At 43.9% G+C, this 17,720-nt stretch carries 18 protein-coding genes; 17 read left to right on the top strand and 1 reads right to left on the bottom strand.

Annotated features, from left to right (window positions below):
• The first annotated feature begins 21 nt into the window (after nt 1-21).
• The 10 genes from KKZ03_RS03475 to KKZ03_RS03430 all read left to right on the top strand — a co-directional run bounded on the left by KKZ03_RS03475 (nt 22) and on the right by KKZ03_RS03430 (nt 9,831).
• Nucleotides 22-747, top strand: a complete 726-nt coding sequence (locus KKZ03_RS03475; protein ID WP_243220083.1) for a DUF3313 domain-containing protein — start codon at nt 22-24, stop codon at nt 745-747.
• Nucleotides 748-933: 186 nt separating this feature from the next.
• Nucleotides 934-1,764, top strand: a complete 831-nt coding sequence (locus KKZ03_RS03470) for a hypothetical protein (protein WP_243220082.1) — start codon at nt 934-936, stop codon at nt 1,762-1,764.
• Nucleotides 1,765-2,361: 597 nt separating this feature from the next.
• Nucleotides 2,362-2,850 carry a DUF1269 domain-containing protein gene (locus KKZ03_RS03465; protein ID WP_243220081.1) on the top strand — a complete coding sequence of 163 codons (489 nt, stop codon included), beginning with the start codon at nt 2,362-2,364 and terminating at the stop codon, nt 2,848-2,850.
• A 201-nt stretch (nt 2,851-3,051) separates the two neighbouring features.
• Nucleotides 3,052-3,681, top strand: coding sequence for a paraquat-inducible protein A (locus KKZ03_RS03460; RefSeq protein ID WP_243220079.1), 630 nt, complete (start codon nt 3,052-3,054; stop codon nt 3,679-3,681).
• A complete protein-coding gene (locus KKZ03_RS03455; RefSeq protein WP_243220078.1) occupies nt 3,671-4,285 on the top strand; it encodes a paraquat-inducible protein A in 615 nt (204 codons plus the stop codon). The genes KKZ03_RS03460 and KKZ03_RS03455 overlap by 11 nt, the downstream gene beginning before the upstream one ends.
• Nucleotides 4,282-5,889 (top strand): intermembrane transport protein PqiB, encoded by a 1,608-nt coding sequence (locus tag KKZ03_RS03450; RefSeq protein WP_243220076.1) that lies wholly within the window; start codon nt 4,282-4,284, stop codon nt 5,887-5,889. Before KKZ03_RS03455 ends, KKZ03_RS03450 begins: the two co-directional genes overlap by 4 nt.
• Before the next feature lie 5 nt (nt 5,890-5,894).
• On the top strand, nt 5,895-6,497 hold the full coding sequence (locus KKZ03_RS03445; protein ID WP_243220075.1) for a membrane integrity-associated transporter subunit PqiC: 603 nt from the start codon (nt 5,895-5,897) through the stop codon (nt 6,495-6,497).
• A gap of 162 nt (nt 6,498-6,659) precedes the next feature.
• On the top strand, nt 6,660-7,679 hold the full coding sequence (locus tag KKZ03_RS03440; RefSeq protein ID WP_243220074.1) for an HAD family phosphatase: 1,020 nt from the start codon (nt 6,660-6,662) through the stop codon (nt 7,677-7,679).
• Between the two features lie 285 nt (nt 7,680-7,964).
• On the top strand, nt 7,965-8,495 hold the full coding sequence (locus tag KKZ03_RS03435) for a hypothetical protein (RefSeq protein WP_243220073.1): 531 nt from the start codon (nt 7,965-7,967) through the stop codon (nt 8,493-8,495).
• Between the two features lie 301 nt (nt 8,496-8,796).
• A complete protein-coding gene (locus tag KKZ03_RS03430) occupies nt 8,797-9,831 on the top strand; it encodes a DUF4105 domain-containing protein (protein ID WP_243220072.1) in 1,035 nt (344 codons plus the stop codon).
• On the opposite strand, the gene KKZ03_RS03425 is transcribed toward KKZ03_RS03430, so the two are convergent.
• On the bottom strand, nt 9,817-10,572 hold the full coding sequence (locus tag KKZ03_RS03425; RefSeq protein WP_243217187.1) for an IS5 family transposase: 756 nt from the start codon (nt 10,570-10,572) through the stop codon (nt 9,817-9,819). The two genes, KKZ03_RS03430 and KKZ03_RS03425, sit on opposite strands and share 15 nt — an antisense overlap.
• A 196-nt stretch (nt 10,573-10,768) precedes the next feature.
• Between KKZ03_RS03425 and KKZ03_RS03420 the strand changes: the two genes are divergently transcribed.
• The 7 genes from KKZ03_RS03420 to KKZ03_RS03390 all read left to right on the top strand — a co-directional run bounded on the left by KKZ03_RS03420 (nt 10,769) and on the right by KKZ03_RS03390 (nt 17,628).
• Entirely contained in the window at nt 10,769-12,070 is a 1,302-nt protein-coding gene (locus KKZ03_RS03420; protein WP_243220071.1) for a hypothetical protein, read from the top strand.
• 24 nt (nt 12,071-12,094) lie between these two features.
• On the top strand, nt 12,095-13,285 hold the full coding sequence (locus KKZ03_RS03415; RefSeq protein WP_243220070.1) for a hypothetical protein: 1,191 nt from the start codon (nt 12,095-12,097) through the stop codon (nt 13,283-13,285).
• Nucleotides 13,286-13,426: 141 nt separating this feature from the next.
• Entirely contained in the window at nt 13,427-14,857 is a 1,431-nt protein-coding gene (locus KKZ03_RS03410) for a DUF2252 domain-containing protein (protein ID WP_243220068.1), read from the top strand.
• A 179-nt stretch (nt 14,858-15,036) separates the two neighbouring features.
• Entirely contained in the window at nt 15,037-15,600 is a 564-nt protein-coding gene (locus tag KKZ03_RS03405; protein WP_243220067.1) for a lipid-binding SYLF domain-containing protein, read from the top strand.
• A gap of 58 nt (nt 15,601-15,658) precedes the next feature.
• Nucleotides 15,659-15,871: a hypothetical protein gene (locus KKZ03_RS03400; RefSeq protein ID WP_243220065.1), complete on the top strand. Its 213-nt coding sequence runs from the start codon at nt 15,659-15,661 to the stop codon at nt 15,869-15,871.
• Complete coding sequence (locus KKZ03_RS03395; protein WP_243220064.1) at nt 15,868-16,524, top strand: MarC family protein; 657 nt, start codon at nt 15,868-15,870, stop codon at nt 16,522-16,524. The genes KKZ03_RS03400 and KKZ03_RS03395 overlap by 4 nt, the downstream gene beginning before the upstream one ends.
• Before the next feature lie 66 nt (nt 16,525-16,590).
• Nucleotides 16,591-17,628, top strand: coding sequence for a hypothetical protein (locus KKZ03_RS03390; RefSeq protein WP_243220062.1), 1,038 nt, complete (start codon nt 16,591-16,593; stop codon nt 17,626-17,628).
• Nucleotides 17,629-17,720 lie beyond the last annotated feature (92 nt).

The following is a 17,720-nucleotide window of genomic DNA, read 5'->3' as shown; positions in this document are numbered from 1 at the left end:
GTTAAACATAAGGAATAAACCATGAACATTAAATCGATTAATTCAGTATCTCAAACAAAAGTCGCGGTGGGTTTGCCATTGATTGCTCTTTGTCTGTTGGCATTAAGCGCCTGTACAACTACCCAAAAGGTTGACATCAAACAATCTGGCGTTAATTGTGCTTTTCTTGCCGACGATTGCTCCCTGCTCACCGTTGGCGGGAAGGATCAGACTGGCCTGCGTTACGTTAATCCGGCCGCGCAGTGGCGGCATTATACCAAAATCATCATTGATCCAGTGACTTTCTGGAGTGGAAGCTCTACCCAAATTTCCTCTTCTGATCAGCAGATGTTGGTGAACTATCTCTCTCAGCAACTTAAAGAACAACTCGGACAGAAATTTGAAATCGTCGATCAGCCTGGCCCTGGTGTTATGAAGTTCGATGCCGCATTAACCGATGCTGAGGCAGCTACGCCAGGACTGCGGAGTATCTCGATGATCGTCCCTCAGGCGCACATGCTGTCCAATCTCAAATATCTGGCGACTGGCACAATGCCATTTGTCGGTGCGGCGCAGGTTGAAGCTAAGGTAACTGACTCGGTGACAGGACAGATACTCGCTATGGTGGTGGATAAGAGGATTGGCGGTGGTTCGTTTACGACCGGTTTTCAGTGGCAGTGGGGTGATGCAGAAAATGCTATTAACCATTGGGCTGAGCTAGCGGCAACTCGATTATCTTCCTGGACTTCGGGTACTGCAGCGCCTTAGTCAGGCAATTATTAATTCCCGTGCAATTCACGAATAAATAAAAATAAGTGGAGCTGAATTTATAACTTTGCTCCAAACGTTTGAAGGCTTCAATAGTTTTTAAAACGAGAGTGATGAGGTTGCAAACCTCTAACTAGGCGGGACGAGGTTTGCAACCCCGACTCAAAAAAATTAAGGTGAGCTTGAATGACCATAAATAGCAGATTTTTCTTGACTTTTAAATCACTAGCTCTTGCTGTTACCTTGGCGACAGCCTCAAATATCCACGGTGCAGGAATTGAGAAAGACGACTCTGCCAAAACCCAAAATCCTTGGGCGATCAATCTCTCGCTCTACTCATGGATGCCAGGCGTGAGCGGTGATTTCGGCGTGGGTCGGTACGGCAAGTCGATCGATGCCAGTTTCATCGATATCGCCGGGAAGCTGCGTAATTTTCCGATGGCTTTTAATGGGCATTTAGAGGCGCATTACGAGAAGCTTGGGGTCTTTCTGGACGGCAATTACATGAGCATGGATTTTAAGCCTCGTTTCGATCGGATCAGTTCGGGCTTGTCAATGGAGATGGGCATCATGGATTACGGGGTAATGTACCGCGTGTTTGGTCCCTCAGCCTCTGAGCGCGTCGGTAACTGGAGCAATAAATCTAATTCCAATCTCCTTGAACTCTATGCTGGTGGACGTTCAATTTGGCTGGGCAATCAACTCGATCTCATCCGTGGCATCAGCGTTTCTGGCAGCAAGTCCTTCACCGCTCCGATAATAGGCGGCAAGGTCATGGTGGAGTTCTCTCCGCATTGGTTTGCTTTGGTGGACGGCAACGTAGGTGGCTTCGGGGCGGATAATGTGAGCTTCACCGGTGGAGTGCTGGGACTGGTTGGCTACCGCACACGCTTCTTTGATTTGCCCACGTCAGTGGAGGCAGGTTACAAGGTGCTACAGGTTAGCGTGGACAAGCGCGTCGTGGCAGCCGATATAACCTTGAACGGTCCTTTTGTCGGTTTGACGGGGTATTGGTAAGATTCTTGGCATAAAAAATACGCGTTTTATTAAACTAAATAGTTTATGCATCTCACGGATAGAAAATAAAACAATATCTGTGGAATTAATATTACGTCATTCTTAATGTTAAAATTAACCTGATAGAAGTATAATTTATTAACATCAGACTTATTACAAGGGCTATTATTGCTTTTGTTTTTGCCGGTTCCTGACTTGTTTTTTGCGGCTGATGCTTCCAAGGCAGATACCGTGAAGAAACTGCTAGGCAAAGTGACCTGCGAGGATTTATTGGCATTGATGATATCATTAAACCTCAGTACATTATCGCGGCTGTCGCTCATACCAAGGGTGGCAAGGCCAAAAATGTAATTGTCGAAGTTATTGATACAAAAACACTGGTTCCTGTTGTGATAGAAGAGTGTTAAAAGGCTCCAAAAGAATCTTTCTGGGCAAAGTTGAAGAGTAAGTTAAAATTTTAATCGGTCGTTTTTAAACGGTAAATAAAGGCTGTCATCGTATAAGAAGACAGCCTCTTTTAAGCTATTATAACCTTCAGCAAGTATTCCACTCTGTTCACAATAGCAGCTGAACAATTAATTAATTTAAGGAAACAGCATGAACACATTAATAGTCGTCGGTTATCAAAATATACATAAAGCAGAAGAAGTCCGTCTTCAGTTGTGGAAACTGCAACGTGATTATCTGCTGGATCTCGAAGATGCAGTTGTTGTTGTTAAAAATGACAATGGTAAAGTCAAATTACATCAGGCTTTTAATCTTACTTCTGCTGGTGCGATAACGGGAGGTTTTTGGGGCTCACTGATTGGTTTGATCTTCCTGAATCCACTGCTGGGTTTAGCCGTCGGTGCATCGGCGGGTGCGGTTTCAGGCGCTCTCACTGACGTTGGAATCAATGATGATTTCATGAAGGAACTTGGTACTACGCTGACACCCGGTAGTTCGGCACTGTTCGTTTTGCTGCGAAGCCCGTCAGCCGCACCCGACAAAGTCCTTGAAGAGTTAAAAGGCACTGGCGGAACCATTCTGAAAACGTCTCTTTCCCATGAAGATGAAGCTAAAATTCAGGCTGCTTTAAACGGGTAATTTTTCTCGTTCTCCTTAGCCAGACAAAGCGTCATTCATAGAGTGCAAAAGGCTTGTACTCTATGCTGCGTTTGTTTTGCTAGTGCTTATGGCTCGTGTGGTTAGTTTTTTATGCTATCCCTCTATCCCGGTTTGTCATATCATGCTCACTTTTATAAATCTCCATAGAAACGCAATTTGTCGTATTCTTTTACCAAAGATATGAATAGCACAAACTACGACGCCTGTCCCGAGTGTGATTTATTGCTCAAACCTGCTCAGTTAAAAATCGGCGAAAAAGCCCATTGTCCACGGTGCGGCTTGTTACTGTCACGCCCCCGTAAACAAAGTATTGAGCGTACTTTTGCTCTGTCTATTACGGGGTTTATATTATTTTTCCCCAGTGTGTTATTACCAATGATGGGTATAACCGTTTTGGGCGATGCCAATACGGGAACATTGTTGTCCGGGGTTATTGCTTTATTTAATGAAAATATGTGGCCAGTGGCCATTGTCGTGTTTTTGGCGAGCATTATGTTTCCATTAGTTCATATCAGCTTATCCTTATTGATTAGCGGGCACCTTTATTTTAAGCGCTCCAATCGGTATTTAGTGACCTGGATGCGCTGGATGTACCATTTGGATGAATGGATTATGCTTGAGGTCTATATGCTGGGCATCATTGTTGCCTGCGTTAAGCTTATGGCGATTGCCCCACTTAAATTCGGCTGGGGTCTTTATGCTTTTATCGCCTTAATCATCATAACAACCTTGCTAACCAGCAATCTGGATAACAGGTTATTCTGGCAACGTATTGAACAATTACGTAAGGAAAACAACAATGCAAGCTAAAACGAATGCGCTCAGTCAAGGGTTTATCCGCTGCGATGATTGTGGTTTTCTGGTAAAAACAGGTAATCATTCTTTATCGTGTCCACGCTGTAATAGTCATTTACATGCACGACATCCGCATAGTTTGCAACGTACCAGCGCCTTGTTGTTCAGTAGTTTTTTACTGTATATTCCTGCCAATATTTTTCCCATTATGACCGTTAATCAATTTGGTGCAGGTGATCCACATACCATTGCCGGCGGTATTGTCGAATTAATCGATAGTGGCATGATACCCATCGGTCTCCTGGTTTTGGTAGCGAGCATTCTCGTACCTTCATCAAAATTGATAGGTATTGGTTTATTGTTGCTTTGTACGCATTTTCGCTGGCAAATCAATGCCCGTCGCTGGACGGTGATGTATCGTATTATTGCTTTTGTAGGACGATGGTCGATGCTGGATATTTTTATGATTTCCATTTTGGTTGATTTAGTTAATTTTGGTGAAGTACAGATTATTGCAGGTCCTGCGGCAACTGCATTTGCTGCCGTGGTAATATTAACGATGTTCGCTGCCGAAAATTTTGATCCACGCTTACTTTGGGATAATCAGAAAAACCTATGAATGATTTTATCGAACCCCCTTACGAAGCGACAGATACTGCTGTCAATAAAAATCGGGAATTACCGCTAATCTGGTTATTACCGATATGTGCATTATTGGTGAGTGCTTGGTTGATTTATAAAACGGTATCGGAAAAAGGGCCGGAAATTACCATTAGTTTTCTTAGTGCGGATGGCTTGGAAATAGATAAAACCAAAATAAAATATCTGGATGTAGAAATTGGTAAGGTCTCCGACATCGTCATTAATAAAGATTTAAAAACTATTTCAGTCACCGCACAAATGGATAAAGAAAGCCGTGTGTATTTAACCAACAACACGCAGTTCTGGGTAGTAAAGCCACAAATTGGTTTAGCTGGGGTATCCGGTTTAGGCACTCTGATGTCTGGGGCTTACATCGCCATTAAGCCCGAAGAAGGAGAAAAAGAGCGTCATTTTAAGGGGCTTAACAAGCCCCCGGTATTGGAAACAAACGCGCAAGGCAAAAAATTTATACTTGAGACGACTAATCTCGGTTCGATGGGCCCTGGAACACAGATTAATTTTCATGGTATCGCTGTAGGGCAGGTACTCGAATATGCCTTAGCCAAAGATGCGGATAATATTAAATTAACGGTTTTTGTTAACGCGCCTTATGATCAATTTATAAGAACAAATACCCGCTTTTGGATAGATAGCGGCATTGATTTATCAGCGGGTGCCGATGGTTTTAAATTACGGACCGGGCCTTTAGCGGCGTTATTGGGTGGCGGCATTGCTTTTCGTGCTTCCTCTGATGATAAAACGGCGGACATTGCGCCCGAAAACACGCCATTTCAACTGTTCGACGATTATGACCAATCCACACAAGTGATTTATCAGAGAACCGTTAAAGTTGTTATGTATTTTAGTGAATCGGTACGCGGGTTAACTGTTGGTGCGCCCGTTTTATTACGTGGTATTCCGGTTGGCAGAGTCACTGATATTAACCTGGAAATAGATGGAAAAACTGCCGAGATACTTATTCCTGTCGTGGTTGAAGTAGAGCCTGACCGTATTATAGTCATGAATAAACAAGCCAACATGACGGTTAAAGATAATATAGTGCATCTTATTGAAAAAGGTTTACGTGCACAACTACAAACAGGTAGTCTGCTGACAGGGCAGCTGTTTGTTGCTTTAGATATATTTCCACAAAGTAAAGTCGAGTTTCATCAGAATGACACGGGCTATCAGGAATTTCCGACGACGCCAAACTCAATGAGTCATATTGTTGATTCTGCACAAGCTATTATGGATAAGATTTCCAAACTGCCATTGGAAGCAATGACTACCGAAATCAACAAAACCCTGGCATCTTTACAGAGCACATCAAAGGCTGCAACCAAAACTTTAGTCACTGCTGACGGCACATTGGGCAGTGCTGATAAAACCCTGCAATCTGCCGATAAAGCCATGAATTCAGCGCAAAAAGTGTTAACAACATTAGAACCAGGCTCTACTACGCAGTACGAACTTAACCAATTACTGCAAGAACTGACTCAAACGGCAAGTTCGGTTAGGCAACTAACCGATTATCTGGAAGAACATCCTGATTCTTTAATTCGTGGTAAAAAAGAGAAGTAGTCAACATGCTAATTAAACATTCAAACGGTTTTATCATGCTATGCATTAGCAGCCTGTTAACGGCTTGTGCAGGGGATCCTGTTACTCGTTTTTATACCCTTGAAGCCCAGAGTCAGCGGCCTGTCATCAGTAGCGCCGTTATCGCAAAAAAACCATTGATTGGTATAGGACCTCTGTCGCTACCCGCTTTACTTGATCGTCGGCAGATTGTTACGCGTGCCGAAAATAACAGTGTACAAATGGCTGAGTTTGACCTATGGGCGGCACCGTTAAAAGACAATATCATTGCCGTATTAACCAAAAACGTGGCAATGCTGCAACCCAATGCGATTGTAAGGGCCTATCCCTGGAGTATTTACGGTGACGTTGATTATCGAGTTATTGTCGATATTAGTCGCTTCGATACGCAACTTGGCAAGTCGGTAAGTCTTGAAGCAAATTGGGCAATCATGGAGGAAAAGAACCACACCATAGTCAGTAATGGTCAAGCCAACATAAAACAGTTTTTGAATGATCCAAGTTATAACAGCGTGGCTCAAGCACTTAGTAAATTACTCAGTGAGTTCAGTAAACAAATAGCCTTGGGATTGATTCAGGTACAACATTAGCCTTGATTGCAGCATCTTTGGGTTTGGTTGATATAGCCATTGGGCTGATAACCCTGTTTGGTATGACCACGGAGTTGGGTGTATCCCGTTACGCAATATTTTGCGACCGTATGAACTAAATTTGATCAGAAATAAAAAACAATAAAAACAAAACATAACAATATGAATCAATTAACCAACAAACGTCTAACATTTTATTACTGCCGCAGTATCCTGTGGCTTTTATTTTTATCATTGTCGGTGGTTGCTCACGCCAGATCTGTTGACTTCCTGCCGTCGTGGAATAATGGTGCAACAAAAACGGCCATTGTGCAGTTTGTTAAAAGCGTGACTAAAAAAGGCGGCCCTGATTTTGTGCCACCCGCCGAACGGATTGCGACTTTTGATAACGATGGAACTTTGTGGTGCGAGCAGCCGATGTATGTCCAACTGGCTTTTGCCCTCGACCGTGTGCAGGCGCTAGCGCCAGAACACCCCGAGTGGAAAACTACTGAGCCTTTTAAATCGGTACTGACTAACGATATGAAGGGCGTCATGGCGAGTGGAGACCATGGCTTGGTGGAAATGATAATGGCCACACACACCGGTATGACGGTTGAAGAATTTAATCAGATTTCAAAATACTGGCTGGCACTGTCAAAGCATCCTAAATTTAAACGGCCTTATACTGAACTGGTTTATCAACCCATGTTGGAGCTACTTAGCTACCTTCGTGCTAATGGGTTCAAGACTTATATTGTTTCTGGCGGTGGTGTTGAATTTATGCGTCCGTGGACAGAAAAAGTTTATGGTATTCCACCTGAACAGGTTATCGGCAGTAATGTTAAAAATAAGTATGAGCTGATTAATGGTAAGCCGGTATTGATGCGCCTGCCGGAAATTAATTTTATTGATGATAATGAAGGTAAGCCAGTGGGCATTCAACAATTCATTGGGCGCAGGCCAATAGCTGCATTCGGTAATTCCGATGGTGATTTGCAAATGCTACAGTGGACAGCAGCGACTAATGCGCCGCATTTCGCACTGCTTGTTCATCACACCGATGCCGAACGTGAATATGCCTATGACAGTAATGCCGACTTTGGTCGTCTTGATACTGCACTTGATGAAGCCACGAAGAAAGGCTGGACAGTAGTTGATATGAAAAAAGACTGGAAGCGGGTTTTTCCTTTCGAGAAATGATATTAGATTGGGCGATGTGTGCGATACTTTTCGATCTATTTTTTTACTTTGTGTTGGTCAGTAAAAAAAGTGTCCAATTAGTCCTGCTTGGCTTGATAACAGCGCAAGAAAAATCCGTGACGATTAAGCCGGCAGTTGAATCGATAATGTTGCTTTGTTGAAGCGCATCCGGTATTTCGCCAAAGTATTATATGGGCAATTTATTTAATTAATTCCTAACGCACATAATGATTCTTTTAAGGTATAATTTAGTCTCACAATAATTTACAAACTTAGGGGTAACTTATGAAATATAAAAATTTGGCGATTATTCTTGCTGTATCAAGCTTTGGTTTCTCTGCTATTAATGGCGTTGCTTACGCTGAAAAAGTCGATAGCACTTCTACCGTTAAGTCATTAGAGACGACAACACCTCCTAATGGTAACGAACTTGACATGTTTCGCTTTGCTCTGGAAATGGATAAAGAGGACTTCGTCAAGAAATCGTTGGCCCTGGATGCGGCGCAAGAGAAGAAGTTTTTGAATGTGTATTATGTTTTTAACGCCAAATTGAAGGCGTTAAACGACAAACGTTTGGCGATCATTGCGGACTATTTAAGTAACATTGATAAATTGACAGATGCTAAAGCTGGTGACCTTGCAAAACGTACGATTGAATTTCGTAAACAGCGTGTCGCACTTGACGCAAAGTATTACTCTGCAGTAGCAAAAGCGACCACGAAAACAATTGCGGCGCGTGCCCTGCAAGTTGAAAACTTTTTACAAGGTGCTGGCGATGTCGTTATCGGTTCTAAACTTCCTTTGATACCGAAATAGTCAGTTTGGCAGGATGGAAAAAGTTTCGTGAGTTCCATTCTACGCACTATACACAAAAGCCCTGTGAGTCTTAATCTTCTCATGGGGCTTTTTTCATACCCTAGGCAACATCTTGGTATCCTGACATTTCAGCCGACCGGTTTCCTTAGAAGCTATTCAGTGAGCCACCTGTCTGCGAATTTTTTCATCATCAAAACTTATGGTGGTATTGGGGAATGAATGAAAATTTTTCCGAGAAAATAAGAGGCTTTCGTTCTGACTACGCGTTTAGTAAACTGATAGTTAAAATAACGGAGCTATTATGTTGAGCTTTATTAAGTGGTCGTTATTGGTATTGTTACTTATAGGTACCAATATCTGGGCTGTGTTGGCACTCTATTTTGGTGATTCTCATACCGGTAAAATACAAGTAGTGATCGCGGCAGTATTTGCTTTGTTTGGCTTGATAACGTTGATTGGTTTAGGCTTTATACGTTGGCGCAAGCGTTTATTGATAGCCTATTCAATTTTATTTATCGGGATTGTGAGTGGCTGGTGGTTTACTGTTAGTCCTTCCAATGAAAGGCAATGGCAACCGGATCTGGCCAAACTTCCCTTTGCTACTATTGATGGTGATAAGGTAACGGTGCATAATGTCCGTAATATGGATTATCGCAGTGAGTTTGATTTTTCACCGGCTTATTACACCAAAACCTATGATTTAAACCAGCTCAACGGCGGTGATTTGTTTGCTGTTTATTGGATGGGCCCGGCTATTGCCCATACCATTGTTAGTTTTAATTTTGGTGATAAAGATTATCTAGCAGTTTCAATAGAAGCTCGTAAAGAGTTGAATGAAGGCTATTCGACGATCAAAGGATTTTTTCGGCAGTATGAATTAACCTATATTGTGGCAGATGAACGCGATGTCATTCGCCTGCGTACTAATTATCGTAAGAATCCTGTCGAAAAGGTCTACCGTTATCGTATTAACTCGCATAAAGAAAATGCACGTCGCTTATTTTTGGAATACATTAAAAAGATCAATGAGCTGCACGATAAACCGGCGTTTTACAACACCTTATTAGACAATTGTACTACCGTTATCTGGCTTAATACGCGGATTAATCCACAGCATCTGCCCTTTTCCTGGAAAATTTTGTTGAGTGGTTATTTACCTGAGTATCTGTATGAATCCAATATGCTGGCGACTGAATTACCTTTTGATCAACTGCAGCGGCAAGCGTTTATTAACCCTGTCGCTCAAACGGCCGATCAGTTGCCTGATTTTTCTCAACGGATTCGGGCTGTTAGTAATAAGCTTCTAGGTTCTGTTGACGTTTCACCTCAGCCATAAAAGCACCGAGGAAAATGATAGCATCCCCATGTAATTAATAGCTTTTTTCTCATATCGTGTAGCAATTCTGCGATAGTGCTTGAGCTTACCGAACATACATTCAATGGCATGCCGCTCCTTATAATGCCAATAATCGCACTCAATATCTTCTTTTCGGTTCGATTTAGGTGGGATAACCGCTTTTATTTCACGACTGGCTAACCACTCCCGCAACTCGTTCGTGTCGTAGGCTTTGTCTGCTAAAACGGCTGAAGCATTAACATTTTCCAATAAAGATATGGCTTGCTTGCATTCAGCCTCCTGCCCGCCTGTCAGGATAAATTTGATGGGCATGCCCAAGCCATCACAAAGCGCGTGAATCTTACAACCAAATCCACCTTTGGAGCGCCCAAGTGCTTCATTCTCAGCAGAACTATATGCCGCTCCAGCTGCGCAGGCATGTGCTCTAATAACTGAACCATCCATGGAAACATCTTGTAAATCAGCGTCTTCAGCAAGATGACAGAGAATTTCACCCCATATGCCATTGATACACCAACGTGAAAAACGCTTGAAGATGCTATTCCATTTACCATACGTTGACGGTAATACACGCCACTGTGCTCCCGTACGTAATATCCACAAAATGGCATTAACAAACTGCCTGCAAATATCGGGTAAACCGATATGAACTCCAGGCAATTTTTTTAAGCTTGCCAAAATACGAGTCCACTCTTCATCACTTAATGTTATCCGCTTCATTTCATTCAAAACGACTTATTCTACCGGATTGGTGAAACGTCAACAGAACCTAGCACAGTGATATTTTTTTAGCTAAAATCAGGACGAAAGACAAATATAGAGCTATATTTGTTAGTAAATAGCCGTTCATCACTATGGCAATCAGAAAAATACGCATTTAATAACGTTCTTCTCCACTACGCACAGGAAGAAATTAATGAATAAATATTCTAATATTTGCGCGGTAAAAACCCTATTGCTATTTTTATGTCTTGCTACCGGGCACTTGTTATCTGGTTGCGCAAGTCTTGGTAAGGGGGCTGCCGAAGCCGTTTTGGAAAAGTCTGAAAATGAAGATAGTCGGCAATGCCAGGTGTGGGGCCAAGCTTTTACGGGTATTACCGCCGATTTGGCCAAAAAACAAGGTAAAACCAAGGTGCTTTTTGTGCATGGGGTAGGGGATCATACGCCTGGTTATACCACTCAGTTTCTGGAGAAGTTGGCCAAGGAGTTAAACCTGAACGTGCGCTCTGAAGGCCAGAAAAATATTGATCTAAATACCCCTTTATTTCCGGACAAGGATCTCGGTAATTTACGGGTAACCCATTTGCTCAACGAGCAAAATGGCCAAGAACTGACCTTTTACGAATTGACCTGGTCGGGAATTACCCGGCAAGAAAAAGCATTGCTTAACTTCGATACGTCAGGCGAATACGACTTTCGCAGAGCCAGAATTAACGGTATGTTGAAAAAGTTCAGTAACGATACCGGCCCCGATCCTATTATTTACCTGGGACAAAGCCGAGTGCCAATTCTGGCAGCATACGCACAGTCATTCTGTTGGATGGCGACCCAAGATTGGGGAGAGCTTCCAAGCAGCGGTAAACATGCCTGCCTGGGGTTGAACGATTCCAATGCCGACCGTATTGCCAACGATAACTATGTCATTATTTCTCATAGTTTAGGTAGTCGTATCGTCATGGATGGTATGCAGCGTATTGCTTCTTTGCTGGCAAATCCAGAAAAACATTTAGGTTCAATCAAGCAATATACCCTTTCTACAAAAGCCATTGCCGCATTGCAAAGCAAGCATATTCCTTTTTTTATGCTGTCCAACCAGCTGCCGATGTTGCAATTGGGCCGTGAACTTCCTGAAGTGGCGGGACAGGAGGCGAGTTATTGCTATCCTGGTGGCGCTAATTATAAAAAGCGCATGCTCAAAGAAACCGAGATTGTTGCCTTTAGCGATCCGAATGACCTGTTAAGTTATGGCATACCACCCGGTTTTTCTGAAAAATATATTGATTCCCGGCTTTGTGCGAAGATCACCAATGTCAATATCAATATTGCCAAGGTCATGGATGCTTTTGGTATGGCTGATCTTGCCAATCCCATGCAAGCTCATGTCGGTTATGATCAGGATGATCGAGTGATTGCCATGATTGCCAGAGGTATCGGTAATCCAGGTGCATCACCATTGATTAAGCAACGTTGCGAGTTTGTAAAAGAAGTAAAGTGAAAATAGGGGGGTATTAAAAACGTTATGAAATCTTCATCCGAGAGTAAACAACCTGATGACTTTTCCTTGGTTCTGGGTGGCCCCCTGTTTCAGTTCTTTATCCGTGCGAGGCTAACTACTGATACGCTTAATTTGGTCAAGCGTAGAGTGATCGTTATTTCTCTATTTACCTGGTTGCCGTTATTGTTACTCTCGGTGTTATCTGGTGACTTGCTTGGTGGTGCTAGTAAAGTCCCTTTCTTTTATGATATTGATGCACACCTTCGCTTTTTGGTGTCCTTACCATTGCTGTTGGTGGCAGAAATCCTGGTTCACAAGCGCATCAGATTAATTGTGCAACAATTTATCGAGCGCGGAATTATTCCGCTAAAGACCCGGCCGAAGTTTGAAGCGGCTATTGATTCGGCGATGCTCTTACGTAATTCGATAGTAATTGAGATTTTTCTGATTGTTCTGGTGTTGACGGTGGGCCACTTTTTATGGTCAAGTCAACTGGCGCTGACAGCGGTTACTTGGTATGCGGTTTGGGCGGATGGCCAGCACCGATTTTCTCCATCTGGATATTGGTATGCTTATGTCAGTATTCCGGTTTTTCAGTTTCTGTTATTGCGCTGGTACTTTCGCATTTTTATTTGGGCGAGATTTCTATGGCAAGTTTCCCGTCTGGATTTGCATATTGTGCCGACTCATCCCGATTGCGCGGGAGGGCTTGGTTTTCTTGGGGGTAGCGCCGCTGCATTTATGCCTTTATTACTGTCACAAGGTACCTTGCTTGCAGGCCAGATTGCCAACCATATTTTCTATCAAAGCGATACGCTGCTAAATTTTAAGCCGGAGATCGTGGCCTTTACCGTTTTTTGTCTGATACTTGTACTGGGGCCCTTATGCGTATTTGCTCCTCTTCTGGCGCAAACCAAACGGCAAGGGTTACTTGAGTATGGGGCACTGGCCAGCCGCTACGTTGAGGAATTTGACCAAAAATGGTTGCGCGGTGGAGCACCGCAGGATGAACAATTAGTCGGCAGCGGGGATATTCAGTCCTTGAATGACCTGGCCGGTAGTTTTGAAGTCGTTAAAAGTATGCGACCGTTTCCGTTCGGTAAGACGGTAGTGCTACAAACCGTTATCGCAGCTTTGGCTCCCGTGTTGCCATTGGCCTTAACAATGATTTCTCTGGAAGATATGATTAAACGCTTGCTGGGAATTTTGTTGTGATGTGGCGAAAAATTATTTCTCCATAGGGACAAATTTATTCGCTTCTACAAGTTATGAAAATAGCTTGCTAATCAGGTGCTATTTTAATTCATATTGTTAAGGGCTTTAATCAAAAATAATTTGAAGTGAGGGGAAATAAGAATGAAAAAAGAGGCTCTCAAAAAACATGCTGATAAAGACAGCGCCCCTATCAAGATTGCGCAGCCGATCACGGTAGATCGGCGCTCGCGAACAGATCGTAAGGACGAAGGCAAGGCGATGCGTCTTGCGGTGCCGCTGGCAAGCCATACGCAGTGGCATGCTCCTGCTCATCGCCGCGATCCTGTTGAGCAACTGATTGAATCAAGCATCGGTCGTGTACCTGAACTGTTACCTATCCGCTATGGCCGGATGATGCAATCGCCGTTCGCTTTTTACCGGGGAACAGCGGCCATTATGGCGGCCGATCTTGCGGGCTTGCCATCCACGGGTATTCGTGTACAAGCGTGCGGCGATTGTCATCTGCTTAATTTCGGTGCTTTTGGAACGCCGGAACGGCGGTTGATCTTCGCTATCAACGATTTCGATGAAACCCTGCCGGCACCTTGGGAGTGGGATATCAAACGCCTTGCCGCCAGCTTTGTGGTTGCCGGGCGGCATAATGGTTTTACCGCCGGCGAAGCGCGTGTGGCGGCACAGGGTTGCGTACGCAGTTACCGTGAGCGGATGCGCGAATTTTCCAGAATGGGGGTGCTTGATGTTTGGTATTTCAGTATTGATGCCGACGAGATGGTTGAGCAGATCAAGGATGATACAACTAAGGAACGAGCTAAAAAACGGGCTGCAAAAGCCCATGATCGTGATGTGTTGGATGAGGATTTTCCCGAATTGGTGACTTTCGAGGGCGGTGTACATCGCATCCGTGACAATCCACCGCTGATCTTCCATCTCCAGGCCGAGGAAGAGGAAGTGGTGAAAGCCCGTGTACGCGAAGCTTTTGAGGGTTACCGAGCTACGCTGGCAGAGGATCGGCGGCTATTGCTGGATCGTTATGAATTAAAGGACATGGCTATGAAAGTAGTCGGGATCGGCAGTGTCGGCACTCGCTGCGCTATTATGCTCCTGATGGGGGGGGCTGACGATCCGTTGTTTCTACAGGTGAAGCAAGCAAACGCTTCAGTCCTTGAGCCTTATGCCGGACGGAGCATTTACCCGAATCATGGTCAACGCGTGGCTATGGGGCAACGATTGATGCAGTCGGCGAGCGATATCTTTCTTGGCTGGGCTGAGACTAATCAAGGCAACCACTTTTATATCCGGCAAATGCGGGATATGAAGATCAAGCCACTAGTCGAATTGATGGGACCCGATGTGATGAATCAGTACGCTGGATATTGCGGTTGGGCACTGGCGCGTGCGCATGCCCGCTCGGGAGATGCTGCGAAAATTGCCGGTTATCTGGGCAAGAAAGAAGATTTTGATGAGGCGCTGGCTGATTTTTCTGAAAGCTATGCCGACCAGAATGAGCAGGATTATCAGGGGTTGGTACAGGCGGTGCGCGAGGGGCGCCTGGAAGTTTATCTTGAACGTTGAGAGGGTAGTGATTAAAACGTTACTCTAAAAATGGCCTGTTCCAGAGCACAATTTACTCTTAAATTAAAAAATAATGAGTTACAAGCCGTTACATTTCCCTCATAGGGACAATGATTGATGTTAGTCCGGAAAAATACCAAAATTAATTCAATAAACAATTAAAGTAACAGGAGATAAATATGTTAAATAATAAATGGTTAGGTCTTTTATTGATAAGCCTGATTGCTCTTGCTGGCTGTCAATCGACGGGCGGACAGTTGGCGAATTCCTCAGTGGATATTACTCGTGACTCCAACGCCGCATTACAGAGTCTTTATGCAAGTAATCCGGAGGCCAGACAGTTGGGGCGGCGAGCTAAAGGTATATTAGTATTTCCTGGTATTGTTAAAGCCGGCTTTCTGGTCGGTGCTCAATATGGCAGTGGTGGTGCCTTGTTTAAGAACGGTAGAACTGCTGGTTATTATAATATCGTCGCCGGGTCGTATGGTTTGCAAGCTGGCGTACAATCGTTCAGTTATGCATTGTTTTTTATGGACAATGCCTCGTTGAGCTACCTTAATCGTAGTGAAGGCTGGGAAGTCGGTGTTGGCCCGAGTATTGTTGTTGTTGATAAGGGCATGGCTAAATCACTAACAACTACGACAGCGAAAGACGGAGTGTATGCGTTTATTTTTGGTCAGAAAGGTTTGATGGCCGGCTTGGGACTGCAAGGCTCGAAAATCAGTCAAATTAATCCTGATTAATTAGTTTTTTAATACAGGTAGTTGGGTTGCTTAAAAAACAGCAACTCAACCAAGAGGCTTGATATTGGTACGTAAAGCAGATAAAACCACGGCGCTACAAGAATTTGCCAAGGCCGGCAAGCTTGCGCCAGATACTCAGTACATTGATTTCCATACAGCGCGAGGCTGGCGACAACAAAGGGGCGCTTGTTTGAAAAGAAAAGCTGCCGAAGCATTGCCGGGCAATAAAGAAATAGAGTCGTTAATCGTAGAGTTGGAAGGTGTGAAGTGACCAGTTTATTTATTGCTTTAAAACTTATCCCCATGATTTTCGCTGCATTGTTCCCGGTGATTAATCCCATCGGGACGGCTCTTATTCTTTACGGGATGACCCGAGAGGTTGACGATCAAACCTGGAAGTCGATGTCGAGAAGAATAGCCCTGTATTCTTTTCTTTTATTAGCCTTTTTCTTTTTTTTCGGCAGCTATATCCTGAAACTTTTTGGAATTTCCATCCCGGTAGTCCAGTTTTCGGGAGGGATCGTTTTGGCATTGATGGGATGGCAGCTATTGAATCAAAAAGAGACCGGTAAACCTCCCTCTGAAGAGAGTCCGGATTATCCTTACACAGCAATTGAGCCGAAGGCTTTTTATCCCTTTACTTTTCCGTTGACGATAGGCCCGGGAGGTCTGGCAGTAGTTTTGACCTTTAGTGCTCATTTGAATCGAGAATCCATGCTCCTGGTTACGTTGGAACAAGGAGCCGCAATTATCGGGATTTTTTTAACGTGTTTAGTCGTATCGATTTGCTACCGAAATCTCAAATTTATGACGAAGCGGTTTTCAGCTGACGTTGCCTTGGCCATATCAAAAATTCTCGCCTTTTTTGTGCTATGCATTGGCGTTGAGATTGCCTGGGCAGGTTTCAAGGCGCTTGGTCATTAGCCAGGCTGGGTAAGCTCAAATTACTCTGCCCATTTTTATTTATTTTTCTTATAGAGGATTAACGCCATGTCTGATCAATATATAACAGTAAAAAATGTTGTGCTTCAAAAGTATAAAATAGGCTATTTGATGATTTTTATGCTGGTTTTAATGGGTGGTTTTCCCGTGTTTGCCGCAAGCTTGCCGGATTCTCAAGAGTTGATTCAACAACTTGGCATTCAGCAACAAGATGTTGCCAAGCTAAATCAGGGTGAAGTCGTTTTTTTTAATGTTGCAGAGGGTGACGAAAAAGAGTTGGCAGCAGGTGCCGCCATGTATTTTCCGGTAGCGCCATCTAAAATGGCAGGGATTATCAGGAGTAAAGGTTTGGTATCAATAGATACCGAGGTTGCTAAAGAGGGTGTGATTCCGTTACAGGCAACACTGGATGCATTCAAAGGATTCGGTTTCAAAGCCGGGAGTGATGAAGCCGCCAATTTTTTGGCGGCAACGCCAGGCAGCCAATTTAACCTATCGACTGAAGAGTTTCAGGTATTAAAGACTACCAGTTCCACACAACCTGATGCATCATCACAAGCTTACCGGAAAATTTTATGGCAACGTTGGCAGGCTTATCGCAAGAATGGCTTGAAGGGAATTGCAACTTATGATCGCGGTAATGGAGCGGAAGCCAATCCCGGGGGGGAGCTTCGAACAGCTACGCTGAACAGCAAAGTGCTAGCTCGTTATTTTCCGGAATTGTATAAGGCTTGGCTCAATTATCCCGCTGCTTTGCCAGCAGGTGCCGAAGAGACCTTTTTCTGGCGTAATCGTCAGGTGGAAAGTCGGCCTACGGCTATTCTGATTCACCGCATTATGTTGGCTACGGATGCTGGCGAGTTGATTATTTCCCGACAATTTTATGCCGGGCATTCATATAACTCCAATCAGCTTACTATTGCTTGTTTGCCTTATCGCGATGGTTCGCTGGTCTTCTATGTGAATAGGACTTTCACTGATCAGGTTGCTGGCTTTGGCAGTAGCTTAAAACACTCTGTCGGCGGCGAACAAGCGCGAAGTGAAATGACCAAGCTATTAAAAAATATGCATAAGTCTCTTAAATAAGAGATAGCTGTTATTTTTTTGTAAAAGCTCGATGTGTGAAAATACGGAGAGTGAGGCGACTTTCTTGGGTTATGAACTAATAGATACTGCGA

Origin of the sequence: Methylobacter sp. S3L5C (genome assembly GCF_022788635.1) — a bacterium.
Taxonomy (GTDB): Bacteria; Pseudomonadota; Gammaproteobacteria; order Methylococcales; family Methylomonadaceae; genus Methylobacter_C.
Note: the sequence above shows the minus strand (reverse complement) of the source record. Positions and strands in the feature narration are given on the sequence as shown.

Coding starts and splice junctions, on each gene's coding strand:
- KKZ03_RS03475 (WP_243220083.1), top strand. CDS start 22: ATGAACATTAAATCGATTAATTCAGTATCTCAAACAAAAGTCGCGGTG.
- KKZ03_RS03470 (WP_243220082.1), top strand. CDS start 934: ATGACCATAAATAGCAGATTTTTCTTGACTTTTAAATCACTAGCTCTT.
- KKZ03_RS03465 (WP_243220081.1), top strand. CDS start 2,362: ATGAACACATTAATAGTCGTCGGTTATCAAAATATACATAAAGCAGAA.
- KKZ03_RS03460 (WP_243220079.1), top strand. CDS start 3,052: ATGAATAGCACAAACTACGACGCCTGTCCCGAGTGTGATTTATTGCTC.
- KKZ03_RS03455 (WP_243220078.1), top strand. CDS start 3,671: ATGCAAGCTAAAACGAATGCGCTCAGTCAAGGGTTTATCCGCTGCGAT.
- KKZ03_RS03450 (WP_243220076.1), top strand. CDS start 4,282: ATGAATGATTTTATCGAACCCCCTTACGAAGCGACAGATACTGCTGTC.
- KKZ03_RS03445 (WP_243220075.1), top strand. CDS start 5,895: ATGCTAATTAAACATTCAAACGGTTTTATCATGCTATGCATTAGCAGC.
- KKZ03_RS03440 (WP_243220074.1), top strand. CDS start 6,660: ATGAATCAATTAACCAACAAACGTCTAACATTTTATTACTGCCGCAGT.
- KKZ03_RS03435 (WP_243220073.1), top strand. CDS start 7,965: ATGAAATATAAAAATTTGGCGATTATTCTTGCTGTATCAAGCTTTGGT.
- KKZ03_RS03430 (WP_243220072.1), top strand. CDS start 8,797: ATGTTGAGCTTTATTAAGTGGTCGTTATTGGTATTGTTACTTATAGGT.
- KKZ03_RS03425 (WP_243217187.1), bottom strand. CDS start 10,572: ATGAAGCGGATAACATTAAGTGATGAAGAGTGGACTCGTATTTTGGCA.
- KKZ03_RS03420 (WP_243220071.1), top strand. CDS start 10,769: ATGAATAAATATTCTAATATTTGCGCGGTAAAAACCCTATTGCTATTT.
- KKZ03_RS03415 (WP_243220070.1), top strand. CDS start 12,095: ATGAAATCTTCATCCGAGAGTAAACAACCTGATGACTTTTCCTTGGTT.
- KKZ03_RS03410 (WP_243220068.1), top strand. CDS start 13,427: ATGAAAAAAGAGGCTCTCAAAAAACATGCTGATAAAGACAGCGCCCCT.
- KKZ03_RS03405 (WP_243220067.1), top strand. CDS start 15,037: ATGTTAAATAATAAATGGTTAGGTCTTTTATTGATAAGCCTGATTGCT.
- KKZ03_RS03390 (WP_243220062.1), top strand. CDS start 16,591: ATGTCTGATCAATATATAACAGTAAAAAATGTTGTGCTTCAAAAGTAT.